The organism is Mesorhizobium sp. B2-9-1, assembly GCF_006439455.1.
Taxonomy (GTDB): domain Bacteria; phylum Pseudomonadota; class Alphaproteobacteria; order Rhizobiales; family Rhizobiaceae; genus Mesorhizobium.
Map to the genome: position 1 here is coordinate 70,111 of NZ_VFTP01000016.1, position 24,301 is coordinate 94,411.

General features: G+C 63.8%; 29 protein-coding genes and 1 pseudogene. 12 read left to right on the forward strand and 18 right to left on the reverse strand.

Translation table 11 applies throughout. The annotated features are described in order from the left end of the window. The first annotated feature begins 106 nt into the window (after positions 1-106). The 5 genes from purM to FJW05_RS22420 all read left to right on the forward strand — a co-directional run bounded on the left by purM (position 107) and on the right by FJW05_RS22420 (position 3,362). Complete coding sequence (purM, locus tag FJW05_RS22395) at positions 107-1,186, forward strand: phosphoribosylformylglycinamidine cyclo-ligase (RefSeq protein WP_140635754.1); 1,080 nt, start codon at positions 107-109, stop codon at positions 1,184-1,186. Further along, positions 1,183-1,890, forward strand: coding sequence for a phosphoribosylglycinamide formyltransferase (purN, locus tag FJW05_RS22400; RefSeq protein WP_140540988.1), 708 nt, complete (start codon positions 1,183-1,185; stop codon positions 1,888-1,890). Before purM ends, purN begins: the two co-directional genes overlap by 4 nt. A 51-nt stretch (positions 1,891-1,941) precedes the next feature. Further along, on the forward strand, positions 1,942-2,217 hold the full coding sequence (locus tag FJW05_RS22405) for a type II toxin-antitoxin system ParD family antitoxin (protein ID WP_140540986.1): 276 nt from the start codon (positions 1,942-1,944) through the stop codon (positions 2,215-2,217). 3 nt (positions 2,218-2,220) lie between these two features. Beyond that, positions 2,221-2,514 (forward strand): type II toxin-antitoxin system RelE/ParE family toxin, encoded by a 294-nt coding sequence (locus FJW05_RS22410; RefSeq protein WP_140540984.1) that lies wholly within the window; start codon positions 2,221-2,223, stop codon positions 2,512-2,514. A gap of 332 nt (positions 2,515-2,846) precedes the next feature. Beyond that, on the forward strand, positions 2,847-3,362 hold the full coding sequence (locus FJW05_RS22420) for a histidine phosphatase family protein (RefSeq protein WP_140635756.1): 516 nt from the start codon (positions 2,847-2,849) through the stop codon (positions 3,360-3,362). A gap of 70 nt (positions 3,363-3,432) precedes the next feature. Here the strand turns inward: FJW05_RS22420 and FJW05_RS22425 are convergent, their stop codons facing one another. From FJW05_RS22425 to FJW05_RS22440, 4 genes are all read right to left on the reverse strand, one after another. Beyond that, a complete protein-coding gene (locus FJW05_RS22425; protein ID WP_140635758.1) occupies positions 3,433-3,681 on the reverse strand; it encodes a DUF680 domain-containing protein in 249 nt (82 codons plus the stop codon). A gap of 281 nt (positions 3,682-3,962) precedes the next feature. Beyond that, positions 3,963-4,169: a DUF680 domain-containing protein gene (locus tag FJW05_RS22430; RefSeq protein ID WP_140540978.1), complete on the reverse strand. Its 207-nt coding sequence runs from the start codon at positions 4,167-4,169 to the stop codon at positions 3,963-3,965. A 54-nt stretch (positions 4,170-4,223) separates the two neighbouring features. Then, positions 4,224-4,430: a DUF680 domain-containing protein gene (locus FJW05_RS22435; RefSeq protein ID WP_140540976.1), complete on the reverse strand. Its 207-nt coding sequence runs from the start codon at positions 4,428-4,430 to the stop codon at positions 4,224-4,226. Positions 4,431-4,484: 54 nt separating this feature from the next. After that, positions 4,485-4,724: a DUF680 domain-containing protein gene (locus tag FJW05_RS22440; protein ID WP_095767085.1), complete on the reverse strand. Its 240-nt coding sequence runs from the start codon at positions 4,722-4,724 to the stop codon at positions 4,485-4,487. Between the two features lie 482 nt (positions 4,725-5,206). Here FJW05_RS22440 and FJW05_RS22445 point away from each other — a divergent pair, with 482 nt between their 5' ends. Then, on the forward strand, positions 5,207-5,884 hold the full coding sequence (locus FJW05_RS22445; protein ID WP_140635760.1) for a response regulator: 678 nt from the start codon (positions 5,207-5,209) through the stop codon (positions 5,882-5,884). An 11-nt stretch (positions 5,885-5,895) separates the two neighbouring features. After that, positions 5,896-7,248: a sensor histidine kinase gene (locus tag FJW05_RS22450; protein WP_140635804.1), complete on the forward strand. Its 1,353-nt coding sequence runs from the start codon at positions 5,896-5,898 to the stop codon at positions 7,246-7,248. A gap of 318 nt (positions 7,249-7,566) precedes the next feature. Here the strand turns inward: FJW05_RS22450 and FJW05_RS22455 are convergent, their stop codons facing one another. The 8 genes and pseudogenes from FJW05_RS22455 to FJW05_RS22490 all read right to left on the reverse strand — a co-directional run bounded on the left by FJW05_RS22455 (position 7,567) and on the right by FJW05_RS22490 (position 17,072). Continuing rightward, positions 7,567-7,857 carry a type II toxin-antitoxin system ParD family antitoxin gene (locus FJW05_RS22455; RefSeq protein WP_140635762.1) on the reverse strand — a complete coding sequence of 97 codons (291 nt, stop codon included), beginning with the start codon at positions 7,855-7,857 and terminating at the stop codon, positions 7,567-7,569. Between the two features lie 105 nt (positions 7,858-7,962). Then, positions 7,963-8,838, reverse strand: coding sequence for an ABC transporter permease (locus tag FJW05_RS22460; protein WP_140635764.1), 876 nt, complete (start codon positions 8,836-8,838; stop codon positions 7,963-7,965). A gap of 13 nt (positions 8,839-8,851) precedes the next feature. Further along, positions 8,852-9,706: an ABC transporter ATP-binding protein gene (locus FJW05_RS22465; RefSeq protein ID WP_140635766.1), complete on the reverse strand. Its 855-nt coding sequence runs from the start codon at positions 9,704-9,706 to the stop codon at positions 8,852-8,854. A 158-nt stretch (positions 9,707-9,864) separates the two neighbouring features. Beyond that, entirely contained in the window at positions 9,865-10,824 is a 960-nt protein-coding gene (locus FJW05_RS22470; protein ID WP_246673602.1) for an ABC transporter substrate-binding protein, read from the reverse strand. A 218-nt stretch (positions 10,825-11,042) separates the two neighbouring features. Continuing rightward, positions 11,043-11,819 (reverse strand): 4-hydroxy-tetrahydrodipicolinate reductase, encoded by a 777-nt coding sequence (dapB, locus tag FJW05_RS22475; protein ID WP_140635769.1) that lies wholly within the window; start codon positions 11,817-11,819, stop codon positions 11,043-11,045. 61 nt (positions 11,820-11,880) lie between these two features. Continuing rightward, positions 11,881-12,699 (reverse strand): annotated as a pseudogene (speB, locus tag FJW05_RS22480) (agmatinase); the annotation flags it as partial. A gap of 138 nt (positions 12,700-12,837) precedes the next feature. Continuing rightward, on the reverse strand, positions 12,838-14,991 hold the full coding sequence (locus FJW05_RS22485; protein WP_140635773.1) for a molybdopterin oxidoreductase family protein: 2,154 nt from the start codon (positions 14,989-14,991) through the stop codon (positions 12,838-12,840). Positions 14,992-15,194: 203 nt separating this feature from the next. Continuing rightward, positions 15,195-17,072: an ABC-F family ATP-binding cassette domain-containing protein gene (locus FJW05_RS22490; protein WP_140635774.1), complete on the reverse strand. Its 1,878-nt coding sequence runs from the start codon at positions 17,070-17,072 to the stop codon at positions 15,195-15,197. Positions 17,073-17,208: 136 nt separating this feature from the next. On the opposite strand from FJW05_RS22490, the gene FJW05_RS22495 reads away from it, so the two are divergent. From FJW05_RS22495 to FJW05_RS22505, 3 genes are all read left to right on the forward strand, one after another. Further along, entirely contained in the window at positions 17,209-17,445 is a 237-nt protein-coding gene (locus FJW05_RS22495; protein WP_140635776.1) for a hypothetical protein, read from the forward strand. 204 nt (positions 17,446-17,649) lie between these two features. Further along, positions 17,650-18,375 carry a lysozyme inhibitor LprI family protein gene (locus tag FJW05_RS22500; protein WP_140635778.1) on the forward strand — a complete coding sequence of 242 codons (726 nt, stop codon included), beginning with the start codon at positions 17,650-17,652 and terminating at the stop codon, positions 18,373-18,375. 290 nt (positions 18,376-18,665) lie between these two features. After that, positions 18,666-18,866 carry a hypothetical protein gene (locus FJW05_RS22505; RefSeq protein WP_140635780.1) on the forward strand — a complete coding sequence of 67 codons (201 nt, stop codon included), beginning with the start codon at positions 18,666-18,668 and terminating at the stop codon, positions 18,864-18,866. A gap of 95 nt (positions 18,867-18,961) precedes the next feature. Here FJW05_RS22505 and FJW05_RS22510 read toward each other — a convergent pair whose 3' ends face one another. The 5 genes from FJW05_RS22510 to FJW05_RS22535 all read right to left on the reverse strand — a co-directional run bounded on the left by FJW05_RS22510 (position 18,962) and on the right by FJW05_RS22535 (position 22,236). Further along, positions 18,962-19,279, reverse strand: coding sequence for a hypothetical protein (locus FJW05_RS22510; RefSeq protein WP_140540945.1), 318 nt, complete (start codon positions 19,277-19,279; stop codon positions 18,962-18,964). A gap of 3 nt (positions 19,280-19,282) precedes the next feature. Then, entirely contained in the window at positions 19,283-19,732 is a 450-nt protein-coding gene (locus FJW05_RS22515; protein WP_095767194.1) for a MucR family transcriptional regulator, read from the reverse strand. A gap of 356 nt (positions 19,733-20,088) precedes the next feature. Continuing rightward, the gene (locus FJW05_RS22520; RefSeq protein WP_246673600.1) at positions 20,089-20,310 is read right to left on the reverse strand and encodes a hypothetical protein; all 222 of its coding nucleotides are present in this window, start codon (positions 20,308-20,310) and stop codon (positions 20,089-20,091) included. Next, positions 20,291-21,409, reverse strand: coding sequence for a DMT family transporter (locus tag FJW05_RS22525; RefSeq protein WP_140635782.1), 1,119 nt, complete (start codon positions 21,407-21,409; stop codon positions 20,291-20,293). Before FJW05_RS22525 ends, FJW05_RS22520 begins: the two co-directional genes overlap by 20 nt. Continuing rightward, on the reverse strand, positions 21,409-22,236 hold the full coding sequence (locus FJW05_RS22535) for a hypothetical protein (RefSeq protein WP_181165038.1): 828 nt from the start codon (positions 22,234-22,236) through the stop codon (positions 21,409-21,411). Before FJW05_RS22535 ends, FJW05_RS22525 begins: the two co-directional genes overlap by 1 nt. Before the next feature lie 112 nt (positions 22,237-22,348). On the opposite strand from FJW05_RS22535, the gene FJW05_RS22540 reads away from it, so the two are divergent. After that, entirely contained in the window at positions 22,349-23,317 is a 969-nt protein-coding gene (locus FJW05_RS22540) for a LysR substrate-binding domain-containing protein (RefSeq protein ID WP_140635784.1), read from the forward strand. Positions 23,318-23,710: 393 nt separating this feature from the next. Here FJW05_RS22540 and FJW05_RS22545 read toward each other — a convergent pair whose 3' ends face one another. Beyond that, a complete protein-coding gene (locus FJW05_RS22545) occupies positions 23,711-23,893 on the reverse strand; it encodes a hypothetical protein (protein WP_140635786.1) in 183 nt (60 codons plus the stop codon). A gap of 133 nt (positions 23,894-24,026) precedes the next feature. Here FJW05_RS22545 and FJW05_RS27515 point away from each other — a divergent pair, with 133 nt between their 5' ends. After that, positions 24,027-24,194, forward strand: coding sequence for a hypothetical protein (locus FJW05_RS27515; RefSeq protein ID WP_181165039.1), 168 nt, complete (start codon positions 24,027-24,029; stop codon positions 24,192-24,194). Positions 24,195-24,301: the final 107 nt, after the last annotated feature.

Genomic DNA, 24,301 nt, shown 5'->3' on the forward strand with positions numbered 1-24,301 from the left:
GTCCTGCCGGACATCTCCCCCTCAAGGGGGGAGATTGGCGCTCGCGCCTTGCTCCCCGAAACCATTCATGCGAAGAGCCGGCAATGGAAACAAGGACGAGCCGACGATGAGCAAGGGCGACAAGGCCAAGCGCAAAAACGGGCTCACCTACGCCGAGGCTGGCGTCGACATCGATGCCGGCAATTTGATGGTCGAGAAGATCAAGCCGCTGGTGCGCGCCACGCGCCGGCCGGGCGCCGATGGCGAGATCGGCGGCTTCGGCGGACTGTTCGACCTGAAGGCCGCCGGCTTCACCGATCCGGTGCTGGTCGCGGCCAACGACGGCGTCGGCACCAAGCTCAAGATCGCCATCGATGCCGGCAAGCACGACACGATCGGCATCGATCTCGTCGCCATGTGCGTCAACGACATCGTCGTGCAGGGCGCGGAGCCGCTGTTCTTCCTCGACTATTTCGCCACCGGCAAGCTCGACCCGGACCAGGGCGCTTCAATCGTCGGCGGCATCGCGCAAGGTTGCCGGCAGGCCGGCTGCGCGCTGATCGGCGGCGAGACCGCCGAGATGCCCGGCATGTATCACGACAAGGACTACGACCTTGCGGGCTTCGCCGTGGGCGCTGCCGAGCGCGGCCAGCTGCTGCCGACCGACGACATCGTCGAAGGCGACGTGCTGCTCGGCCTTGCCTCGTCCGGCCTGCACTCCAACGGCTTTTCGCTGGTACGCCGGATCGTCGCCGCGAGCGGCCTCGGCTGGGGTGATGCCGCGCCATTCAACGAGGAGCTCAGCCTCGCCGAGGCGCTGCTCGAGCCGACGCGCATCTATGTGAAGTCGATCCTGAAAGCGATCCGCAACACGCATGGCATCAAGGCGTTGGCCCACATCACCGGCGGCGGGTTCCCGGAAAACATTCCGCGCGTTTTGCCCAAGGATTTTTCCGCCGAGCTCGACCTCGAGGCGATCGACGTGCCGCCGGTATTCTCGTGGCTGGCCAAGACCGGCGGCGTCGCGCCGGAAGAGATGATGCGCACCTTCAATTGCGGCATCGGCATGATCCTCGCGGTCGCCTCCGGCCAGGCGGCGCAGGTCGCGGCGGTGCTGCAGGAAGCCGGCGAGACGGTGACGCCGATCGGCCGCATCGTCCCGCGCCGCGACGCCGGCGTCATCTATCGGGGCTCGATCGGCCTATGAGCAGGAAACGCACGGTCGTCCTGATCTCGGGACGCGGGTCCAACATGACGGCGCTGATCGCGGCGGCCAGCGATCCAACCTATCCGGCGGAAATCGTCGGCGTCATTTCCGACCGCGCGAACGCGGCCGGCCTCGGTATCGCCCAGTCGCGCGGCATCGCCACCAAGGTCATCCAGCGCGCCGACCATCCGAGCAAGGATGCCTATGACGCCGCGCTCGATGCCGCGCTTGTCGGCTTCGGCGCCGACATCGTAGCCCTTGCTGGCTATATGCGGATCCTCGGTCGCGGCCTGGTCGAGAAATGGCAGGGGCGCATGGTCAACATCCACCCTGCCCTGTTGCCGGCCTTCAAGGGTCTGGACACGCATGCGCGGGCCATCCGCGCCGGTGTTCGCATCCATGGCTGCTCGGTGCATTTCGTCACGCCCGAGATGGATGACGGCCCGATCATCGCGCAGGCCGCCGTGCCGGTGATGGTCGGCGACAATGAGGACACGCTTGCCGCGCGGGTGCTCAAGGTGGAGCACCGGCTCTACCCGCTGGCGCTGGGTCTGGTTGCCGAAGGCAAGGCGCGCATGGAAAAGGGCCACACCGTGCTTGCCCATTTCGCCGACGACGCCGACAACGCTACCTCGGTGGTGATGGCGCCCGATCCGCTGCGCGAGGAGACCGACCTCGAGCAGCTGGCGCGGATCACGCCATAACCTTGTGGATGGTAGCAATAATTACTACCATCCTATGAGGAGATAGTTTCCATGGCAGCGGTCGAAAAAGTCAGCGTGGCGCTTTCACCAGAATTGCTTGAGATGGTCAAAGATGCCGTCGAGAGCGGGCGGTACGGCTCGGCGAGCGAGGTGATCCGCGAGGCGCTGCGTGAGTGGCGCTTGCGGCAACCTCTCCGGGAAGCCGAGGTGGAGCGACTGCGCAAAGCCTGGACCGAGGGGCTGGAAAGCGGTCCATTCGTTCCTTTCGATATAGACGATATCAAGCGGAAGGCTCGGGATCGTCTTATCGATGCCGCCAAGAAGTAATCCATGGCAGGTCTGCCGATCGTCCGCAGCCCGGCGGTTGAAAATGACTTGACCGATATCTGGCTTTCCATTGCCAAGGATAGCCCGCGCGCCGCCGATCATTTTCTCGATGCAATCGCAGAACGCATTCTACAGCTCGCTGCCTTCCCCGAATCCGGACCGCGAAGATCCGATATCGGGGCCGACACGCGTGCGCTAACCATCGGCAACTATCTCATTCTCAACAGGCTCGCAGCGGAACGGATCGATGTCGTGCGTGTCGTGCATGGCGCGCGGGATATCTCAACGCTGCTCTAGGAACTGGGCTTTGGACGTTTTCGACAGCGCGGTCCGCACCAAAGGCGATCTTGCAGGCGTCTTCGAGTACGAAGAAAGGACGGACCGCAAAGCGACACGGCCTATTTCTACCTGTATGAACCTGATGGCTCAATTATCAGCGCGATCCACGTTCGATCCGGAGTCTGGATCACCGAGGCCGACATTGCCGTCAAATGGGACAAGGATGAGCGGCACGTGGGCCTCTTCGTCTTTGTGGCGTGCTGACGGCTGCTTTCGATACCGAGACGGGAGCGAGATACGGTGGTAGGCATGGGCAGGATTTCAACGTCGAGATTCCCTGGTCCTGATCGATGCCCCTGAGACAACTTCTTATCCTCCGCCACGCCAAGTCGAGCCGGGACGATCCCAAGCTTGAGGATTTCGACCGGCCGCTAGGCCCGCGCGGCTTGAAGACGGCTCCGTTGATGGGGCGAGAGCTTGCGCGACGCGGTTGGTTGCCGGATCTGGCGCTGGTCTCGCCGGCGCTGCGCACGCGCGACACCTGGCGGCTGGTCGCGGCCGAACTGCCGAAGAACGTGCCGGCGCAATTCGCCGACGAACTCTACGAGGCGGCTGCCGGTGCGATCCTGGCGCGCGTGCGGCAGGCCAAGGCAGCGAGCCTGATAGTGATCGGCCACAATCCCGGCCTGCAGCACTTTGTGTTGCGGCTGGCCGGCCCCGGATCGGATGAGAGCGTTTTCAAGAAGATCGAAGCGAAGTTTCCGACGGCAGCTCTTGCCCGGTTCACGCTGGACGAGGATTGGGCAGATCTCGACTTCCGTGGTGCCCGACTGACGCATTTTGTTCGGCCGAAGGATTTGACGTAGCCCGAAGCCTGGCGGCCCTTAAGCAAGGCGGCGGGCAAGCCCGCCGCCTTCAATATTTTCAAAGACGAGCTCAATTGCCCCAGTTGTCCGATGGCGGACCCGGCCAATCCGCAGCGCCGGTCACGCCAGTCTTCATCTCGGTATCGACCTTCGGGGCCGGCTTGACTGTGTTGTGCTTCGGGATCGAAGCCGTGACGCTGGTGTCGGAGCCAACGGCGGCTGCCTGGTTGACGCCATCGGCGCCATAGTGGTCGCTGCCGGCGAACGCGGAGCCCATCGCGAGAAGCATTGCGACAGTGGTGAGAGCGATCCTGGTCATTTCGGTTTTCCTTGTCCGTTTGGTTTCGTCGGGCGATGGCCTTGGGAGGATGGCCCCGCTGCCGAAAAGACCCGCGGCGGCCTGGGTTTATTCCCGGCGCGTTCGCTTTTCAGCGGCCATGGCAGCGTCGGATCGGACTTCGCTCAGAAAAAGACAAAACGATTACAAATGCTTGTGATGACAAATACTTGTGATGCGATTCAAACCGGCGGTAGCCGGCTGCAGAAAAACAGAGCGGCGGGACAAGCCCGCCGCTTTGAAGTCTGGGAAGACCAGGCCGTTCAGCGATTGCCGAACAGATCCTGGGCCGGAGCCTGAGCCGCGGGCTTCTGAACGTTCGCGTCCGACTTCTTGATCGAAGCGGTGAGCGAGGTGTCGACCGAGGCGGACGGCCGGTTGGCTTCATTGGGGTTGTAATGGTCGGACCCAGCGAAAGCGGCGCCAGTGGCGACAAGCAGGGCAGCGGCGGTAAGAGCGATCTTGGTCATTTGGGTTACTCCAGATTCAAGGTTGTTGGTTCGAAGATTCGCCAAGCGAACCGATTAGCGGTTGCCGAACAAGTTGTGGTCAGCGCCCGTGACGACCGGCTTCTGTGCGTCCGCGTCCGAGTTGTTCGTGGAAGCGGTGATCGAGGTGTCGACCGAAGCGGCCGACTGGTTGGCTTCGTTGGGGTTATAGTGGTCGGACCCGGCGAAAGCGGCGCCAGTGGCGACAAGCAGGGCGGCGGCGGTAAGAGCGATCTTGGTCATTTGAGTTACTCCAGATTTGAAGTTTGTTGGTTGAAGCGGGTTAGGAGGGGTCGGTTAGCGGCCCCAGATGCCCTGGCCCGACTGCGGCTGGTTCTGATCAGGTGTGATGTGGAACTCGCGCTGCTCGAACTTGTCGAGCTTGCGGATCGAGCCGGTGACAGTGTTGTCGACGTTGCCCGCGGGGGCCGTTACGGCCGGCTGGTTGACATTGTCGGAACCGTAATGGTCGCTGCCGGCGAAAGCGCTGCCCGTGGCAATGAGGAAAGCAGCGGCGGCAAAAGCAATCTTGTTCATTTCAGATACTCCAGATTTCAAAAGTCGTGTCCGTCTAGTGGCGTGCCGTAATGGAAATTCGCGTCGCTCGGACCACCCCGAAATGGGTCGGCCCTGTTGCCATTTCCAATCACGAAAAGTTGTGAACCGAACCGTTCGGTTCGATCTTGAAATCGACTGAACGACGCGGCGGCCACATTCTTGTCATTTGATATCAATTGGTTACGGGGATCGTCGCGCGATGCGGCACCTAGATAGCAGGTGCCGGTGTTCACCCTGCCAATACGAACCGTCAACATTAATTGAACCGAACGGTTCGGTTTTATCACTTGCACGACCGAACAGGTGGCTGGGCAGGCACCATGACCGGGGTGGCGGCCGCCGAGAAACCACATTTGCCTTGCGCGCGGATCGATACTATCGGTTGCCTCGGGAACCAATTTGGACGCCGCCTGCCGCCCCTTGGCGAAGGTCGACGCCGTTGGGAGGAACAGCGACGAACGATGCGGCTGCTGCTTGTTGAGGACAATCGCGAACTGGCCGATTGGCTGAGCAAGACGCTGCGCCAGGCGAGCTATGTCGTCGACGTCGTGCATGACGGCGAGGATGTCGAGCATGCTTTAGCCGCCGGGGATCACGCTTTGATCATCCTCGACCTTGCCCTGCCCCGCATGGGCGGCATGGAGGTGCTGAAAAGGCTGCGGGCACGCGGCAACCCGGTGCCGGTTATCGTGCTTACCGCCAATGCCAGTCTCGACGGCCGGGTCAAGGGCCTCAACGAAGGCGCCGACGACTATCTGGCGAAACCATTTCAGATCGAGGAGCTGGAAGCGCGCATCCGCGTGCAGCTGCGCCGCGCCAACGACCGCACCGCGCCGGTCGTTTCCTGCGGCGATCTCACTTTTGACACCAACACCAGGCTGTTCTCGCTTGCCGGCGCGACGCTGTCGCTGACGCCGCGTGAGCACGCGGTGTTGGAACAGCTCGTCGTCAAGGCCGGTCGCACGGTGAGCAAGGCGGCGCTCTCGACTGCGATCTACGACTTCGACACCGACGCCGACCCCAGCGCCATCGAGATCTATGTGCACAGGCTGCGCAAGAAGCTCGAGGGATCGCGCGTTCAGATCGCCACCTTGCGCGGCCTGGGCTATCTGTTGCGCCACGACGATCCGGCGCCATGAGGATCGGCAAGATTCGGATCGCCAGCCTTCGCCTGCAATTGCTGGCCTGGGTGGTGCTGCCGCTGGCTGGGCTCGCCGCAATCAATTTGTGGACCAGCCAGCGCAATGCGCTGGCGACGGCGGACCTCGTCACCGATCGCATGCTGGTCGGCTCGGCACGCGCTATCGCCGAGCAGGTGGCGATGGCCGACGGCGCGCTCGACGCTACCGTGCCGCCGGCGGCGATCGAGATGTTCGACACCGGCGACCGCGACAGCGTCTATTATCGCGTCGAGACCGCCGGCGGGCGGCTGCTGAGCGGCTATCCAGATCTGCCCGAGGCGCCGGAGCGCGGCAGCGTCGAGGCCGCCTACCGCGATCACCGGCTGCGCCTGGCAACGCTCAGCCATGCCGTGATCGGCGCCGGCACCGATTCGCCGATCAAGGTCACGGTCGGCGTCACGCTCGCCGGCCATGACGCGATGGTGAAACGGCTGTGGCTCAGCGCCTTCGCCCAGCAGCTTGCCTTGGTGGCCATTGCCGGCGTGTTCGTGCTGCTTGGCCTGCGCCGCGGCCTGGCGCCGCTGATCCGGCTGCGCGACGCCGTGCGCTCGCGAAGCCGCAGCGATCTCGTTCCGGTCGAGGTCCCGGGCGCGCAGAGCGAGATCCGGCCGCTGATCGAGGCGCTCAACGCCTATATGGAGCGCGTGCGGGCGCAAATGGCGGCGCAGCGGCGCTTCATCGCCAATGCGGCGCACCAGTTGCGCACGCCGCTGGCGCTCTTGTCGACACAAGCGAGCTATGCCTTGCGGGAAACCGCGGCCGACCGGCGCCAGGAGGCGCTGGTTGCATTGCAAGCGAGTTCCGGCAGGCTGGCGCGGCTCGCTGAACAATTGCTCACGCTCTCGCGCGCCGAGCCCGGCAGCCGACGGCCACGCGCCGACCGCATCGACCTCACCGAGGCCGCCCGCCATGTGCTGGAAGCGCAGGCGCCGGCGGCGATCAAGCGCGACATCGACCTCGGCCTCGAGGAGAACGGACCAGTGGCGGTGATCGGCGACGGCACGATGCTGCGCGAGATGATCGTCAACTTGGTCGACAACGCGCTGCGCTACACGCCGGCTGGCGGCGCGGTGACTGTCAGACTGGCGATGGTCGATCGCGAGGGCATGCTGACGGTGGCCGATACCGGCCCCGGCATTCCGGCCGAGGAGCGGGAGCACGTCTTCGAACGCTTCTACCGCCTTGCCGGCTCGGCAGAGGAAGGCAGCGGGCTCGGCCTGGCGATCGTGCGCGAGGTGGTCGAGAATGCCGGCGGCAGCGTCACGCTGGGCGATGCCGCCGCGGGCGGGCTCAAGGTCGAGGTGCGGCTGCCGCTGGCTTAAGGCGACTGGCCGCGTCAATGTTCCGATTCTTCGTCCGGCAGTTCGAGTGTACGACCTGCGTAGAGAATCCGGAGGATGACCACTTTGTCATCCACGATTTCGAACGCGATGGTTGCGCGCCGGCGCCACCCTACCGTACGCAAACCGGGGGCGATCTCGTCATGACGCGTGCCTCCGGGAAAGTCGCGAAGTCGAGGCAATAGTCGATAATACGCCCGACAAAGCGCAAGGCAGTTTCCGCGCCAGCTTTGGGCGCCAGTTGGCTCAGCAGTTCGGCAATGTCTCGCTCGGCGGCAGCGTGGAACCTAACCTGATACTTCATGCACCGGAGCGCTGTTTGGCGGCAAGCGCGTTGATGTGCTCGGAGAGATTGCGGCGCAGCTGCTCGGCCGTCAACAGCTTCTCAGGATGGGCGCGCGCATCCTGCATCGTCGGCACGACTTCCTCGCGCAGCCAGCGTTCAATCGCCGCGTCACGGGCAGCCAACGTACGCAGGCCATCACGGATGACCTCGCTCTCGGTGGCGTATTCGCCCGAGGCAACCTTGTCTTTCACCATCTGCGCCATCTCGAGCGGCAGAGTGATCGTCAGGGGTTGGGAGTTTCGCATGACCGTCTCCTCAATGGCCCTTAATATAGACCAGCGCATGACTTTGTCACACACCTTGGGGGAAAGCCGCACACCAAGCGCCGACACATGATGTGCGGTGATCGCTCACGCCCCCTGTTCGTTGAACGGCGCCGGGCGCCACTTCACCACATAGTTCTCGAAGCGGGTGATGATGAACTCCACCACCAGCGCCATCACTGCCAGGATGATCATGGCGGCGAAGACGCCATTGGCGTTGAAGGCACCCTGCGCGGTGGAGATCAAAAGGCCCATGCCCTGCTTGGCGCCGAGAAACTCGCCGACAACCGCGCCGACCAACGCGAAGCCGAACGAGACATGCAGGCTGGCGAGGATCCAGCTCATCGCCGAAGGGATGATGACCGAGCGGGTGATCTGGAACGGCGAGGCGCCGAGGATCTGGGCGTTGGCGATCATCGCCCTGTCGGCCTCGCGCACGCCCTGGAAGGCGTTGGCGAAGACGACGAAGAACACCATGACGACGGCCAGCGCCACTTTGGAAGCCATGCCCAACCCGAGCGCGATGATGAACACCGAGCCGAGCACCACGCGCGGCACGGAGTTCGCGATCTTGATATAGATCGAGAACACATCGGCCAGCAGCTTGTTGCGACCAAGGATGATGCCCGCCACGATGCCGCCGACCGCGCCGATGGCGAAGCCGAGGAAGGTTTCCTCCAGCGTCACATAGATCTGCAGCCAGAGCGGTCCCTGCGAGGTGCCCTCGGTGATCCAGGACCAGATCTGTTCCCAGATGCCCGACGGGCTGGAGAAGAAGAACGGGTCGATGATGTTGTAGTCGGCGCAGAGTTCCCAAAGGCCGAGGAAGACGACAAGGATCGCGAGGCGCAGGCTGATGACAAGAGCATGGCGCTTGCGCAGCCGTGCCCTCGCCTGCGCTTCCGCGGCGACGATCGAGGTGGCGCGGGCGGCGGCCTGATCGGTTGGAGAGATGGCGGTCATGGCAAGTCTCCTTTCAATGGCTCGCTTGCAAGCCACGGCTTTGGCCGAGCTGCACTTCCTCACGCAGATCGTTCCAGATCACCTTAGCAATCTCGATGAATTTCGGGTCGTAGCGAATGTCGGACATGACGCGCGGGCGCGGCAGGTCGATGCGGTAGACGCTCTTCACCGTGCCCGGGCCGGCGGTGAGCACATAGACCTTGTCAGCCAGCGCCACCGCTTCCTCAAGGTCGTGCGTGACGAAGACGACGGATGATTTCAACCCCGACCAGAGGCCCAGCAATTCGTCCTGCATTGCCGTGCGGGTCTGCATGTCGAGCGCGCTGAAGGGCTCGTCCATCAGCAGGATCTTGGGCTGGTTGATGAAGGTCTGGGCAAGCGCCGCGCGCTTGCGCATGCCGCCCGAAAGCTGGTGCGGATAGTGCTTCTCGAACCGCGAAAGGCCGACCCGGCCGATCCAGTCGCGCGCCTTCTCATAGGCTTCTTTCTTCGGCGTGCCGCGGAAGAGCGGACCAGCGGCGACGTTGTCGATGACGCTGCGCCACGGAAACAGCGCGTCGGCCTGGAAGACGAAGCCGATGTCGCGGCTGATGTCGGTGACCGGATTGCCCATGACACGGACATTGCCGGTGGTCGGACGCAACAGGCCGGTGACGAGGTTGAGCGTCGTCGACTTGCCGCAGCCGGTCGGGCCGACGACGCAGGCGAACTCGCCGCGCGCCACCGTCATGGTGAAATCGCGGATTGCTGTCATCATGTGGCCGTCCGGCGTGACGAAGCGCAGCGTCACATCGTCTATGGCTATCGCGGCGTCGGCCGGCGGCGCGGCGGGAGACAGTTTCTCCGCCGCCATGGTCTGCGATTGCATGGCACACTCCTGTTGTGGTGGTGCGGGGATGGCGCGATCCGGGCCCGCGGGCCTGCTCGCCGGCATCCGGAACACGGCCGCCGAATTGATTCAGGCGGCCGACGCAAGCTCTTGCTTTTCGAGGGCGGGCGGGTCCGTCCGCCCTCGCCTGCCGGCGCTTACTTCGCCGCGTCGACGAACTCTGTCGTGTAGGTCTTCGATAGGTCGATCTGCTTGCCCTGCAGGCTCTTCGAGAAGGTCGACAGAACCTTCAGCACGGTCTGCGGTCCATCTGCCGGCATGCGGCCATCCGGCGTGAACATCGCCTTGCCACCTGCCAGACCCTGAACATAAAGGTCCTTGCTGCCGGCGTAATAGTCCTTCGGCATCTTGTCGGCGATCTCCTCGGCCGAATGGCCGGCGATGAACTTCATCGTCTTGACGAAGGCGTTGGCGAGCTTCTGCGCCTCGTCCTTGTGAGCCTCGAGCCAGCTCGACTGGACGTAGAAGGAGGCAGCCGGGTAGTCGCCGCCGAGCGCCGCCTTGGTCTTTTCGGGCGTGCGCATGTCGACCAGGACCTTCGCCTCGCCGGTCTGGAGCAGCTTAGCGATGGTCGGCTCGGTGGTCATGCCGGCCTGGATCTGGTCCTGCTTGACGGCGGCGATGAAAGTATTGCCGGCGCCGACGGGAAGCAGCGTGTAGTCGCCCGGCTTCAGGCCGCTGCGAACCGCGAGATACTGGGTCAGGAAATCAGTCGAAGAGCCGAGGCCGGTGACGCCCAGCGTCGCGCCCTTGAAATCGGCCGGCGACTTGATCTCGGGATGCTTGGCCGAGACCAGTTCGACCTCGCCCGGCGCCTGGCTGAACTGCACGATCGACTGGATGTATTTGCCCTTCGACTGCAGGTCGACGGTGTGATCGTAGAAGCCGACGACGCCTTGCACGGCGCCGGCCAGCAACTCATTCTCGGCCTCGACGCCCGCGCGGGAGTTCACCAACTCCACGTCCAGCCCCTCATCCTTGAAGTAGCCGAGTTGCTGGGTGAGCACGGCCGGCAGATAGATCTGCTTTTCCATGCCGCCGACGATGATGGTGATCTTATCGGCTGCCGATGCCGTCGATGCGCCAGCGCCAACCATGGCAAGCGTCAGCGCCACTGAACGCAGGGCGCGTTTAGAGATGAAACGGGTCACTAGTCTTCCTCCACTGGGCGGCGCGCCGCGCCGCATTCCTCCTGCCGGCCGCTCCCAGGCCGTTCATGTGGCGACCGCCACAAAACTGTCATGGCATGGCCAAGCTTTCAGCTGGCTTTCAGCCGTATTAGCAGCCATGGAATGGAGTCCGGTGGGGTTTCCGGTCACGAGGCAGTGAAGCCCAGCACATTGCGCATGTCGTATTCGCCGGGCGGCCGTCCAGCGACCCAGAGCGCAGCCGCGATGGCGCCTCGCGCGAACATCGAGCGGTCGCCGGCGGCATGCGAAAGCGTGAGCGTCTCGCCATCAGTGAGGAACCTCACGCTGTGCTCGCCGACGATACTGCCGCCGCGCAGCACGGCAAAGCCGATCTCGCCTATTGGGCGCGAAGCAACCAGGCCATCGCGGGCGCGTCTCGCCACATCGTCCAACACGACGCCACGTCCTCGCGCGGCCGCCCCGCCGAGCATCAGCGCCGTCCCGGACGGCGCATCGACCTTCATGCGATGATGCGCTTCAAAAATTTCGATGTCGCAGTCGTCGGCGGCAAGCGCCCGCGCCGCCTGCTCGGCGAGGCCGGTCAGCATGTTGAGCCCGAGCGAATAGCTGCCGGAGCGGACGATGGCGACCTTCTTCGCGGCGTCGGCAATCGCCGCCAGTTCCGAGGCGCTGAAACCGGTCGAGCCAATGACCAGCGCCGGACCGCCTCGCGCCGCGCAGGCCTTGGCCAGTTCGGCGGAAGCTGTGGGCGTGGTGAAGTCGACGACCACATCGGCAACCGCCAGCGCCTCGTCGCGTTCGACCAGCCCCTCGCCCATGCTGCCCGGCCGATGGAAGCGCGCGACGAGCTGCAGCCGCGGATCGGCCGCGACGGTTTGCGCCATCTGCCGGCCCATCCGGCCGAGCGCGCCGGCGATGGCTATCCTGAGCGGCTGCGGCATGGCGATCCTGTCGAAAACTGAATCGGAACAATCCTCTAGCACGCCGCCTTGGCAAATTGATTCAAATCGCGCCGTTGGTCTTCAGCATCATGCCGGCGATCTCCTTCACCAGCTTGGCGGCGACCAACGCCGTCACGTTGGAAAGGTCCTGGCGCGGATTGTATTCGACGACGTCGGCGGCGACTATTCGTTGGTCTATTGCCTGGATCAGGCCGATCACCTGGCGGGTAGTGAAGCCGCCCGGCTCGCGATGGGAAATGCCGGGAGCGAAGGCCGGATCGAGAGCGTCGATGTCCATTGAGATGTAGACAGGCGTCTTGAGGTCGAGCTGCAAACCTTCCTTGAAATGCCGCATCTCCACCACCTCGACGCCGAAGCGCTTGAACTGGTCGCGATGGTGATCGTTGACGGTGCGCAGGCCGATCTGGATCAGCCGGTCGGCCAGCTTCTCCTCCATGATGCGGGCAAAGGGCGAGGTGTGCGAACGCGGATTGTCGTCATAGGCATGATAGATGTCCGGATGCGCGTCGATATGAACGATCGTCAGGCTCTGATGGCGGCGGCGAACGCCACGCAGCATGGGCCAGGAGATCGCATGATCGCCGCCGAGCGAGATCAACGGGTGACCGGCGTCGAGCGCGCGGTCGACCTCGTTCTCGATCCGCTCCCACGCATCGCCACCTTGCCTGAAATCGATATCGCCATGATCGACGAAGCGGTCCGTCAGATCGAAGCCTGTTTCCGACCATGACGTGTAGGCATCGCTGTGAAGCTCGCGCCGGATCAGCGACGGCGCCTCGGCCGGCCCGCGCAGATAGGACGAATTCTCGTCGTGCGGAACGCCCAGAAGCGAGACCTTGGCCATGACATCCTCCCTCGTTGCCGAGACAAAGGGCCTCTATAGACGCCGGAGCTGGCAGGCGCGACGAGAGGCGCTTGGGCCAGATGGGAAGCTAGAGCATGACCCGAAAAGTGGGAACCGGTTTTCGGAGAAGATCATGCTCCACAAGGAGTTAGATCAGGATGGCAATTCAACGAAACGCCATCCTGATCTATCGCCGAACTCTTCAGCTTTCCGCAGCCACACCTTGTTGTCGTGGACGGCGGCGCCGCCATAGGGCGCCGGAGCATCGGCGCCGGTCAGCACGTTGATGCCTTCGCCGCGCTCATGCGCACTGTTCGGCCAGATGCCTTCGGCGATCACCACGCCGCGCTTCACGCCGTCGAAGAATTTTGCGTGCAGCACCACGTCGCCGCGCCGGTTGCCGACCTCGACGCGGCCGCCATTCTCGATGCCGAGCACCGCGGCGTCTTCGGGATGGAGCAATAATTCGGGCCGGCCTTCCCTGGCCTTCGACACCGGGGTCTCGGCAAAAGTCGAGTTCAAAAAATTGCGCGCCGGCGAAGTCGCCAGCCGGAACGGATGCTCCTCGTCCGCGACCTCGATCAGCTCGACATGATCGGGGAATTCCGGCAGCCGTCCCACCGGGCCGAACAGACCCATGCTTTTCGGCGGCCGGTTGGGCGCCGACTGCCCGGTCCAGTTGGGCCGGAAGTGGAATTTCTTGTCGGCATGGCCGAAGCCGTTGATGAAATGCGCGTCGTCGAAGCCGGGCTGCAGGTCGACCCACTTCTCAGCCGTCAGGCTGTCGAAGCTGCCGAGCCCGCGCTTGCCGAGGATGATGTCGATATGCTCGCGCTCGGTCAGGCCAAAGCCGGGCCTGTCGCCGACGCCGAGCCGCTTGGCGAGCTCCTCATTGACATAGTGGTTGGTTCGCGGCCCTTCCGGCGGCTCGATCAGCTTGGGGCCGAGGGTGATGTGCTGGTTGCCGCCACCCTTGTAGATGTCGTCATGCTCCAGGAACATCGTCGCCGGCAGCACGACGTCGGCGAGCTTGGCCGTGTCGGTCATGAACTGCTCATGCACGCAGGTGAACAGATCCTCGCGCAGAAAACCCTTTCTCACCAGCCGCTGCTCCGGCGCGACATTGGCCGGATTGGTGTTCTGGATCAGCATCGCCGTCACTGGCGGGCCGCCAAAGAGGGCATCGGCGGCACCGGTCAGCACCGGGCCGATGCGCGAATGGTCGAGATAGCGCACCTTCGGGTCGCGCATCGCGGTGCCTTCCAGCACGTCCTGGTTCAGCTGGAAGATGCCGGAGTTGGAGTGGAAGGCGCCGCCGCCCTCATACTGCCAGGCGCCGGTGACGGCGGCGATGCAGGAGACGGCATGCATGTTGACGGCGCCGTTGCGCTGGCGTGCGAAGCCGTAGCCAAGCCGGAAATAGGTCTTCTTGGTTGTGCCGACGAGCCGGGCGAACGCCTCGATCTCGACGACGGATAGCCCGGTAATGGCGGCCGCCCATTCGGGCGTGCGGGCGCGCAGATGCTCTTCCAGCCCGCGCGGATCGTCAGTGTATTTCCCGAGATAGACGTGGTCGGCCAGCCCGTCGCGGAACAGCACATGCATGACCGCGCAGGCGAGCGCGCCGTCGGTGCCGGGCTTCAGCACCAGGCCGAGATCGGCCTGCTTCATCGTGGCGTTGTCGTAGATGTCGATGACGACGATCTTGGCCCCACGCTCCTTGCGCGCCCTGGTCGCATGGGTCATCACGTTGACTTGGGTGACCACGGCGTTGGTGCCCCAGATCACCACGCAGTCGGATTTCGCCATCTCGCGCGGATCGGGCCCGCGCAGCGCGCCCGCTCCCATCATCCAGCCGGTCCAGGCGAGATTGGTGCAGATCGAGCCGAAAAAGCCGGAGTATTTCTTGGCGTGGCGCAGCCGCTGGATGCCGTCGCGCTGCACAAGCCCCATCGTGCCGGCGTAGAAATAAGGCCAGACGGTTTCCGAGCCGCATTTCGCTTCGGCCGCGATGAATTTTTCCGCGACGAGATCGAGCGTGGCCTCCCAGCTCGCTTCCTTCCAGGCGCCCTCGCCCTTGGCGCCGGCGCGCACCAGCGGCTTCAGCAGCCGGTCGGGATGGTGGACGCGGTCGGCATAGCGAGCGACCTTGGCGCAGACGACACCCGCCGTGTAGCTGTTCGCCTTGGCGCCGTGGACGCGGCCGATGCGGTTGTCATCGAGCAGTTCGACTTCGAGGGCGCAGGTGGAGGGGCAATCATGCGGGCAGGCCGAATGGCCGATCCGGAGCTTGGCGTGCTGGTTCATGCGGGGTGTGTAGCGGGTTTTAGGGACGAGGTGTAGGGCCAGATGGGCTCCCCCTTCTCCCCTTGCGGGAGAAGGTGGATCGGCGCGTAGCGCCGAGACGGAAGGGGTGTTCCAGCGGAGTGAGGCGTCGGCTTTCCTTGGAGCACCCCTCATCCGGCCGCTTCGCGGCCACCTTCTCCCACAAGGGGAGAAGGGAAATCGCGCTACTCCGCGATCCCTTCCTCATACTCCGCCGACATCGTCAGCCACTTGTCCTCGTTTTGCGCCAGCGTCTGCGCCAGTTGCGAGCGCTCCTTGGCCAGCTGCGTCGCGGTCGAGGGGTCCTTTTCGTAGACCGCCGGATTGGCAAGCTCGTCCTCGATCAGGTCGATGCGCTTGCGGATGCGGTCCATCAGCGCCTCGGTGGCGCGGATCTCCTTGGCCAAAGGCTCCAGCGCCGCGCGGCGCTGGGCCGCCTCGCGGCGGCGATCGGCCTTGGACGCCTTGTCGGCCTCCTTCTGCTCGCGGCGGTTGGCGGAAACGCCTGTGACCAGCGTCTTATAATCCTCCAGGTCGCCGTCATAGGGATTGACCGCGCCGTCCTTGACCAGCCACAGCCGGTCGGCCGTCGCCTCGAGCAGATGCCGATCGTGCGAGATCAGGATCACGGCGCCCGGAAAGTCGTTCAGCGCATGGATCAGCGATTCACGGCTGTCGATGTCGAGGTGATTGGTGGGCTCGTCGAGGATGAACAGGTTCGGCCCCTCGAAGGCCGACAATCCCATCAACAGCCGCGCCTTCTCGCCGCCGGACAGATCCTTGGCGGCGGTGTTCATCTTCTCGGTGGTAAGCCCAAACTGGGCGACGCGGCCGCGCACCTTCGATTCCGGCGCCTCCGGCATCAGCCTGCGAACATGTTCGTAGGCGTTTTCCTCAGGCCTGAGATCGTCGAGCTGGTGCTGGGCAAAGATCGCCACCTTCAGTCCAGGCGCCACCGTCATCGTGCCGGCCTCCTGCTTCAGCCGGCCGGACAGAAGCTTGGCGAAGGTCGACTTGCCGTTGCCGTTGGCGCCGAGCAGCGCGATGCGGTCATCGGCATCGATGCGTAAGGTCATCTTCTTCAGGATCGGCTCACCGGGCGTATAACCGACACTGACGTTGTTGAGCGCAACGATCGGCGATGCCACCGTCTTGACCGGCTCCGGAAACGAGAATGGCCGCACCGTGTCGTTCACGATCGCAGCGATCGGCTTCATCTTTTCCAGCGCCTTGATGCGCGACTGCGCCTGCCTGGCCTTGGAGGCCTTGGCGCGAAAACGCTCGACGAAGGATTCCATATGCTTGCGGGCGGCTTCCTGCTTGATGCGGCCCTTTTCCTGCTGTTCCTTTTGCTCGGTGTACTGGCGCTCGAACTGGTCGTAGCCGCCGCGCCAGAAGGTCAGCTTCTTCTGGTCGAGGTGGACGATGGAGTTGACGGCGCGATTGAGCAGGTCACGGTCGTGGGAGATCAGCAGAACCGTGTGCGGATATTTCGAGACGTAATTCTCCAGCCAAAGCGTGCCTTCGAGGTCGAGATAGTTAGTCGGCTCGTCGAGCAGCAGAAGGTCAGGCTCGGCAAACAGCACGGCGGCCAAAGCCACGCGCATGCGCCAGCCGCCCGAGAAGGAGGAAGCCGGGCGGCGCTGCGCCGCGTCGTCGAAGCCGAGGCCGGCAAGGATGGTGGCGGCACGGGACTCAGCCGAGTGGGCGTCGATGTCTGCCAGCCGCATGTGGATGTCGGCAATGCGGTGCGCGTCGGTCGCCGTCTTTTCCTCTTCGAGCAGCGCGGTGCGCTCGATATCGGCCTTGAGCACGATGTCGATCAGCGGCTCCTCGGTGCCGGGCGCCTCCTGCGCCACCTGGCCGATGCGGGTGCTTTTCGGCAGGCTGATCGAGCCGGTCTCCGAAGGGAAATCGCCGGTGACCGCCTTGAACAGCGTGGTCTTGCCGGTGCCGTTGCGGCCGACAAGGCCGGCCTTGGTGCCGGCCGGCAAGGTCAATGAAGCATGATCGAGAAGCAGCCGCCCCGCCATGCGCAGCGTAAGGTCGTTGATGATAAGCATGGCCGGCTTTTGCACGGGAGATCGGCGCTTCGCAAGAGCCAGGGCCCGGATGAGACCCGCCGCTCGCTGTCTTTGGCCGTTCAGCAAAATACGCGAAGGACTGGAACCAGTTGCCGGCCGAAGCGTTTGGACGCCCGTGATCCGCTATCTCGCCCTGGCCTTCATCTTCTTCCAGGTCGCCACGACGACCGCGCTGGCGACGCAGGTGGTTCTGTTCGAAGACGAGACCGCTCACATTGCTCTCGCCGCTGAGCCCGCGAGCGGGCCGCAGGGCCAACCAACCTCGCCCCAAGCGGCCAAGATTGCGAACCGGCTAGAGGCGCGGGAGCCGGAACACCTGTTGATACAAATCGATTCCGGAAAAGCATCCTAGGCTTCGCCTATGATTGACGAAGAGGCTGGCGCACACGCCCCTCTATCCTGGCGGAATGTCTCCCCTAGGAAAGATTGTCCGTTCCTCCGCTTTCGCCCGGTCACACTTTGCTTGCCACGTCACAGGTTTGGCGTTGATCGCCGCTGTTATCTCAACCTATGCTGGCGCGAGCGGCGGGTTCGGCTCTAGCAGAGGACAGATCAGATGTCAGCCAAGACCTCGCTCCTTTCGGCCTCGCTGGCGGTCGCGATTTTCGCAGTCGTCGCCGGGCTGACCATGCTTCCCACCAGCCCCGCGGCCCGTGCGGCAACCATCGACTGCGCGGCAGCGAAGACGCAGGCCGACCTTGCGACCTGCACGGCCGCGAATGCCGCTTCGGCGGACGCGGGGCTCAATGCAGTTTATAAGGGGCTGGCGGGACGTCTGGCCCCCGCCGACCTGAAGCGCCTGCGCGACGCGCAGCGCGCCTGGATCGCATTCCGCGACAAGGAATGCGCCTTCCGCACCCAGCCCTATGCCGGTGGCTCGGTTTATGCGACCCTCGTCGAGACCTGCAAGCAGGACTTGACCAAGGCGCGGCTGGCGCAGTTGCAGCACCAGTTGCAATGTCCCGAAGGCGACCTCTCCTGCGTGCCGCAAAGCGGCGCCGCGCCTGCGACGGCTGGCGCCGCGCCCGCGACGGCTGGCACCGCGCCTGCGAAACCCACCCCTGTACAGGCAAGCCGGAACGACACGCGGCCATGCGTGCAATCCGCGGGAAAGGCGAAGTCGGACCAGTATGTCTCGCAATGCGTCCAGGTGTCGCCGGCGACCAATCCGCCCTGCAACGGGCAGAACGCGTGCGGCATGATGATCGACGAGATCAAGCGCGGCTGCGCCATGATCGGCAATGACCACCCGCCCGCCTTTTGTTCCGCCTACAAGAACTAAGCCGCACCCGACGTCGCTCCTGCCTGCCATGGCGATCAACATTCCCGGAGAAAGATCAACCCGTCGCAAGAAGACAACCGCAAGTTTGCCTCGTGCTCAATATTGATGCAGCAAGAGACGATACCACCAAAAAAGGCAGCAAAATCTTCTGACCCAAGCATGATGCTTATCAAAAATTGATTTCAGTTTTTATCGCAAACCTGCGACCTTGCCGATGCGCCGTGAGTCGTGAGTTGGCGCCAACGATAACTTGGTCCAAGAAAACTTGGCTCTGGCATTAGGAGCTCACGATGGGCGCGGCGATCAACGATCCACGCACGTTGCGATATGTCGCGGAAATCACGCGCAAGCTGGCGAAAATGCTCTCGCGCACGCGCTACAACATGCTCGTCTATCTTCTTGAGATGACGGCGGTCGAGGCGGAAAGCCTGGCCAACGAGCAGGACCCCAAGCGGGTCCGGCCGGCGGATCCGCCTCAGGTCCGCGGCTGAGCGCCTGCCGTAAGGCGGTCCAGAGCGTTTTACCGTTTCAAGGAAACGGTAAAACGCTCTATCTCCTTGTTTTGACGCAATTCCGGGCGGAAAGGCTACGGCGAAGTCGCCGAGCCTAACTGCTCACACTTTTCCTGGAATTGCTCAAGGACGGCGAGACATTCCAGCCTGTGCGCCTCGATTGCCGGCGGAGCGTCGCATTCGACGATGGCGCGCTCGAACCGGTCGAGCGCGTCCAGCGCCGCAAGCAGGTCGCCGGACGGCCTGCCCAGCGAAAACAGGATGCGCCGCGCCTTGACGCCATCAGCCGCATCCACTGAGCACTGCGCGGCGATCTCGCGGCGCAACGCGTCAAGTTCGGCCAGACGGTCGCGCCATAGCCATGGCGCGACATCATCCGTTGCGGGCAACATGCCTCAGGCCTTGGCCTTACGCTTGCCCTTGCTCCTGGCCGCGTCGCCGCCGGCCGGCTTGCGGCCGAGGCCGGAGGATTTGGCCAACGCCGAGCGGGTGGCCGAGTAGCTCGGCGCCACCATCGGATAGTCGGCGGGCAGGCCCCATTTCGCACGGTATTCGTCCGGCGTCAGGTTATGATCGGTCGCGAGGTGACGCTTCAACGACTTGAACTTCTTTCCGTCCTCCAGGCACACGATGTGGTCGGGGAAAACCGAGCGCTTCGGGTTGACCGCGGGCGTCTGCGCCACCGCCTCCTTGACAACGCTGCCGGTGGCGAGCCTGCGCACCGACGCGCTGACGCTGGCGATCAGATCGGGCAGGCCGGAGGCAGGGAGCGGATTGTTGCCGACATAGGCCGAGACAATGTCGGCGGTCAGTTCGATTGCAGTCTTGTCGTCGATGTTGGACAATTTTTTCACCTTCTGCTGGCCCTCAAATCGCCAGCTCTTTTTTTAAGACTTTCGTCGGTGTATCGAATTGGACCTGTCCCCCAACGGACCGTCCAGAGTCAGTAAAGCTACCAGACTCAATACCGGGCGATGTTTCTACATGGACTGGAAACGCGCAAGTTAGGAATTCTAATAGCTATAGCGAACGCTTTATAGCACCGGCTGCCCGCCTGGATGCGTAAAAAGGGCTATAGCACTTCAACCTACGGTAGGAGTTGCTGAAAAATCGAAGTTCAGGCCAAGTTCCAGTACGGCAACGGCAACCCGCCCGCCGGATGCTCGACGATGCGCGATTCGGCCACTCCATGGCAAATCGCTCATCCGGCGGCGACACCACGCCTGAGCTCGGCAGGCGGCCTCTCCGCGAGGATCTCCAGCACGCGCTTCCAGCGCGCGCAGCGGCCAAAGTCCTTCTGCTCGATGGCCTTTTCGGCCTTCATGGCCGCATAGAGCGGCGCCTCCGCGCCAAACTCCCTGACCAGCCAGTGCGCCTCCTGCCTGGCGCGGCGTTCGTCCTCGTCAACGGCCATTTTGGACATTGTGCCTGCTCTCCGTACCTTCGATGCCGACAGCAAGGCAGCTGCCAATGACGAGGACGGCGCCGGCAACCGCCGTCATCGACAGGCTTTCGCCCGAGAGCGTCAGCAGAAACGTGGAAGCGATCGGCGTCAGATAGGCGACGACCGCTATCCTGCCGCCATGGTCGAGCTTTGCCGCGCGCGACCAGAAATAATAGCCGAGCCCCATCGGGCCGGCGCCGAGATAGAGGCCGAGCAGAAGATGCGCGCCACTCGGGCGCACGACGCCATCATGCAGGCTCCAGGCAAAGGTGAGCGCGACACCGATCAGCGCCGAAGGCAGGAGCAGCCGCTCGGGCGACACCGCGAGACGGCCGACAGCGAGCGAGTAGAAGGCCATGCAGAGCGCGGAGCCGAAAGCGGCGAGATAGCCGACGAGGCTGCCGCCTTCGAACCATGCCCTGTTGGACCAAAAATGCGCGCGCCCCCCGGAGATCACCAGCGCCACGCCGACGAAACCAAGCGCCGCCGCCAGCCCGAGCAACAGCGGACGGCGCGGCCTGCCAAGCAGGATGACCGCCGCGGCGGTCATCAGCGGCCAAGTATAGGCGACAAGGTTCGCCTCGATGACCGGCGCCGAGGCGAAGCCGATATATTGCAGGACCATGGTGCCAACCAGGCCGACGAAGCCAACGAGATAGGCGAGCGCGGCATTTCCCTTCTCCCCTTGTGGGAGAAGGTGGCCTCGCGTAGCGAGGTCGGATGAGGGGTGTTCCAGGGAACGCCGACGTCTCACTTCGCTGGAACACCCCTCATCCGTCTCGGCGCTGCGCGCCGATCCACCTTCCCCCACAAGGGGGGAAGGAGAAGGGCTCGTCAGCCGGATCAGCGCGAAAACCATCGCCGCGCCGCAAAATTGCAGGAACTGCACCTGCGACACCGGATAGACGGCAAGCAAAGTCTTGCCGACCAGGGCGTTGGTCGCCCACAGCGCCACGGCGCCGAGGGCGAAGGCAAGCGCCGCGCCGAGGGCGCCGGAACGGCTTTGGCTTTCCGGCCCGACCGGCCCGAGGCTCAGCGACACTGAAGGCGGCTGACACTCGACCGGATCGTCGGTCATTACCAAGACTCCCTCGCCCCGCCGGAAACCGCCTCGGGCTGCGGCACGGGATGTTCCTCGGCATGGCGGCGGTAGGCGGGCAGTTGGTTGGTCCAGACATCCTCGGCCAGCTCGTTCACCCAGGCACGGTCATGGTCGTTGTCGGCGGCGAGGTAGAACATGCGGTTGTCGTCGACATAGGGTTTGGCGGCCGAGCGCTGGTTGAGCACCAGCGTGACGCGCTCGCCGAGCTGGATCGGCGCGGTGCGGTGGAGCACGCCGAGGAACTGGCCGAGCGTGGCGTAGTTCATCTTGTGGTCGATGCGCATGATCTTGTTGCGCGGCAGCTCGCGGCCGGATTCGAGAATCGAGCGGCCGGTCTCGGAATCGTCGCAGTAGATTTCCAGATGACCGCCGATGAGAGGATCGCTGATCGACAGCGGAATGAGCTCCGTCACCGGAACACCGTCGCAATGCCATTCGACCGCGCCATCCCTTGGGTTCATGAAGGTGACGGTCGAGCCGACGATCGACAGCGGATAGGGCTCGAGCCTGGTTCCCATCATGTCGGACAGTCTTTCCAGGCGCAGCTTGTCGTGCAAGAGCTCCTTGATCTCCGGAATATAGCGGTCGGCACCAGTGATGAAGGTGAGGTCGAGGTGCTTGTGCACGGCATGGCTGGCCTTCAGCTTCAGGGCGGCTTCCTCGATGGCGGCTAGCAGAGCGGGGTCGTAACCGTGACGATACTGGGCGACGCCGAAGCCCGACACTTTCCAGGAGGTCTCATGACCAATGATCGCCTCGCGGCTCATTGCGCAGCGCAGTTCGGGAATTGTATGGGCGTTCATTCTACTTTCTCCAAGATGGGGGCAACACTTGGTTAGCAGTCATTTAAACGTTTACCCCTGTAAATTTAGGAATGCTGATGGTAGCGTAAGCGCAGCTTAAGGTCGAAACCCCGTGCGACTGCTCAGTCAGGTCAATCTCAATTCGCTGAAAATCGTGGAGAGCGCCGCGAGGCACAGGAATTTCACGCGCGCCGGCGAAGAGCAGTTCATCACCGCTTCCGCCGTCAGCCAGCGCGTCAAGAGCCTGGAGGATCAGCTTCGCTTCAAGATCTTCGAGCGCGGCGGCAATGCCGTGTCGCTGACGCCGGAGGGCGAGACCTATGTAGCGCGCGTGCGCGAGGCGCTGGAGCGGATCGTGGCGGCCAGCATGGAGGCTACCGGCCAGTCGCAGGCGCATGTGCTGCGGATCTGCGTGCTGCCGACCTTTGCCGCGCGCTGGCTGTTTCCCAGGCTGACGGCCTTCCAGCGGCAATATCCCGACATCGAGATGCGGGTGGCGACCTCCTACGCCACGCATGAATTCTCGACCTCGGAATACGATCTCGAAATCCGATATGGCGACGGCAATTTCCCCGGCCTCGCCTCGGAGCTGCTGTTCAAGGAAGACCTGACGCCGGTCTGCAGCCGCACGCTCTTCCACGAAGTGCTGGGCGACAAGCCGCTGTCGAAGGTGACGCCGGAAGACCTGCGCTACTTCACACTGCTGCACTCCGAAACCTGCACGCAAAACTGGCAGTCGTGGCTGGGCTTTGCCGGCGCGAGCTTCGTGCTTGGCGAAACCAGGAGCGTTTATTTCGACAGCTGCATGATGTCCTACGAGGCGGCCAATGCCGGCATGGGCTTTGCCGTCGCCAACCGCGCCTATATGGCAAGCGACATCCACGCCGAACGGCTGGTGGCCCCCTTCGCGGTCCACCACCCCAACACGGCGGGCTGGTATCTCGTCAGCCCGATCAAGGCGCTGGGCGCGCGCAAGGTGCAGTTGTTCAAGCAGTGGATCATGGCCGAAGCGGCGCTGACGCAGCGCCAGCTGGACGTCGAGATCGAGAGCGTGCCAGTGCGGCGCGTGGCGATGGCGTGAAGGTTACGACGCCGAGACGCAAGTCTTCCTAATGGCACTGCACAGGGATCTTGACCGGGTCGGCTCTGTTTGCGTTGGCAGGTGGCATGCGTTGGAGATTGGCCGAAACGCCCATCGCGATCGTCATTCCAGGGCGGAGCAGGAGCGAAGCTCCGTCGCCAAAACGCGACGTCCAAATGCCCGCGAAGGCGGACCTCGGCAGAATTTCAGGATTTTCCGGTGATTTCTTCGGCGCTGCATAGCCGGCTAGCGTGATCGCACCATGACGCGAAGCGGAGACTCAGCTATCTTGTGTTGTGCGCGGGCCTGATTTTCCCGCTTGGCCGGCGCTACCCAGCTTCCTCCCAAGCAGCGCCGGCCTTCTTCGTTTCGGCCCGACGGCCGGCCCTGGCGCTATTGCTTCGGCGGGGTGCCCGGCTGATCGCCGCCGGTGGTCGATTTCGGCACAGGGTTCTTGTCGACCTTAGGGTTCTGGTTGACTTCATCGCCCGGCGCCTTGGTGGGCGGCACGCTGTTGTCGCAGGCGGCGAGCACGAGCCCTGCCGCAAGAGCCAGCAGCACAGGAAGCTTCGTCATGACGACCTCCTCTCGTTCGCTCCTTTGAGGGGCAAACGGGGCGGTGGCGGTTTGGTTGCGTTGACCGGCGGAACCAACCGATCCGAGTCCGGTTGGAATCCCGAGCCAATCGAACGCAACGAGGAAACTGATTATGGTCCGCCTTCTGCTTGCCGGCCTTTTTGCCTACACCGCGTATCGCGTTGCCGTGAGGATCATCGACGAGGTGCCTGGAGACGTCGCGCCGCTGGATATGCCGGGCGACGAGAGGCGCAATTTGCGGCGCCAGTCGGCGGCGATGGGGGTCGAGCCGAAGCGGTAGCGGCTCTTTCGGATGGGAATAGCCCTTCCGGTGAAGCGTGGATGCCTCGCAGCCCTGTCCGGCCGCTTCGCGGCCACCTCTTCCCCCCTCGCGCGGGCCGAGGAAGT

Coding starts and splice junctions, on each gene's coding strand:
- purM (WP_140635754.1), top strand. CDS start 107: ATGAGCAAGGGCGACAAGGCCAAGCGCAAAAACGGGCTCACCTACGCC.
- purN (WP_140540988.1), top strand. CDS start 1,183: ATGAGCAGGAAACGCACGGTCGTCCTGATCTCGGGACGCGGGTCCAAC.
- FJW05_RS22405 (WP_140540986.1), top strand. CDS start 1,942: ATGGCAGCGGTCGAAAAAGTCAGCGTGGCGCTTTCACCAGAATTGCTT.
- FJW05_RS22410 (WP_140540984.1), top strand. CDS start 2,221: ATGGCAGGTCTGCCGATCGTCCGCAGCCCGGCGGTTGAAAATGACTTG.
- FJW05_RS22420 (WP_140635756.1), top strand. CDS start 2,847: ATGCCCCTGAGACAACTTCTTATCCTCCGCCACGCCAAGTCGAGCCGG.
- FJW05_RS22425 (WP_140635758.1), bottom strand. CDS start 3,681: ATGACCAGGATCGCTCTCACCACTGTCGCAATGCTTCTCGCGATGGGC.
- FJW05_RS22430 (WP_140540978.1), bottom strand. CDS start 4,169: ATGACCAAGATCGCTCTTACCGCCGCTGCCCTGCTTGTCGCCACTGGC.
- FJW05_RS22435 (WP_140540976.1), bottom strand. CDS start 4,430: ATGACCAAGATCGCTCTTACCGCCGCCGCCCTGCTTGTCGCCACTGGC.
- FJW05_RS22440 (WP_095767085.1), bottom strand. CDS start 4,724: ATGAACAAGATTGCTTTTGCCGCCGCTGCTTTCCTCATTGCCACGGGC.
- FJW05_RS22445 (WP_140635760.1), top strand. CDS start 5,207: ATGCGGCTGCTGCTTGTTGAGGACAATCGCGAACTGGCCGATTGGCTG.
- FJW05_RS22455 (WP_140635762.1), bottom strand. CDS start 7,857: ATGCGAAACTCCCAACCCCTGACGATCACTCTGCCGCTCGAGATGGCG.
- FJW05_RS22460 (WP_140635764.1), bottom strand. CDS start 8,838: ATGACCGCCATCTCTCCAACCGATCAGGCCGCCGCCCGCGCCACCTCG.
- FJW05_RS22465 (WP_140635766.1), bottom strand. CDS start 9,706: ATGCAATCGCAGACCATGGCGGCGGAGAAACTGTCTCCCGCCGCGCCG.
- FJW05_RS22470 (WP_246673602.1), bottom strand. CDS start 10,824: ATGGTTGGCGCTGGCGCATCGACGGCATCGGCAGCCGATAAGATCACC.
- dapB (WP_140635769.1), bottom strand. CDS start 11,819: ATGCCGCAGCCGCTCAGGATAGCCATCGCCGGCGCGCTCGGCCGGATG.
- FJW05_RS22485 (WP_140635773.1), bottom strand. CDS start 14,991: ATGAACCAGCACGCCAAGCTCCGGATCGGCCATTCGGCCTGCCCGCAT.
- FJW05_RS22490 (WP_140635774.1), bottom strand. CDS start 17,072: ATGCTTATCATCAACGACCTTACGCTGCGCATGGCGGGGCGGCTGCTT.
- FJW05_RS22500 (WP_140635778.1), top strand. CDS start 17,650: ATGTCAGCCAAGACCTCGCTCCTTTCGGCCTCGCTGGCGGTCGCGATT.
- FJW05_RS22505 (WP_140635780.1), top strand. CDS start 18,666: ATGGGCGCGGCGATCAACGATCCACGCACGTTGCGATATGTCGCGGAA.
- FJW05_RS22510 (WP_140540945.1), bottom strand. CDS start 19,279: ATGTTGCCCGCAACGGATGATGTCGCGCCATGGCTATGGCGCGACCGT.
- FJW05_RS22520 (WP_246673600.1), bottom strand. CDS start 20,310: ATGTCCAAAATGGCCGTTGACGAGGACGAACGCCGCGCCAGGCAGGAG.
- FJW05_RS22525 (WP_140635782.1), bottom strand. CDS start 21,409: ATGACCGACGATCCGGTCGAGTGTCAGCCGCCTTCAGTGTCGCTGAGC.
- FJW05_RS22535 (WP_181165038.1), bottom strand. CDS start 22,236: ATGAACGCCCATACAATTCCCGAACTGCGCTGCGCAATGAGCCGCGAG.
- FJW05_RS22545 (WP_140635786.1), bottom strand. CDS start 23,893: ATGACGAAGCTTCCTGTGCTGCTGGCTCTTGCGGCAGGGCTCGTGCTC.
- FJW05_RS27515 (WP_181165039.1), top strand. CDS start 24,027: ATGGTCCGCCTTCTGCTTGCCGGCCTTTTTGCCTACACCGCGTATCGC.